The following is a 219-nucleotide window of genomic DNA, read 5'->3' on the forward strand; positions in this document are numbered from 1 at the left end:
GGATCTGCGGGGCATCCAGGTGGACCTGGATGTCACCAACGAGAACAACCCGCTGTACCTGATCACGGGCAATGATGCCAATAGCCTACTGATCGAGAGTGCGGATGACCCCAGTGTATACCTGGGTCAGACTCTGGTGGGTGTCCACACATTCCAGACCCTGCGGGTTGAAGCGGGAGCATCGGTCAACTTCGGTGATGACCGGGTTATTGTGATTGA

At 56.2% G+C, this 219-nt stretch carries 1 protein-coding gene; it reads left to right on the forward strand.

Translation table 11 applies throughout. The annotated features are described in order from the left end of the window. Window positions 1–219: hypothetical protein (locus A3709_RS24300; RefSeq protein ID WP_197484368.1), on the forward strand; the 219-nt coding region annotated here is incomplete at both ends.

Source organism: Halioglobus sp. HI00S01 (genome assembly GCF_001635445.1).
GTDB classification, from domain to species: domain Bacteria; phylum Pseudomonadota; class Gammaproteobacteria; order Pseudomonadales; family Halieaceae; genus Halioglobus; species Halioglobus japonicus.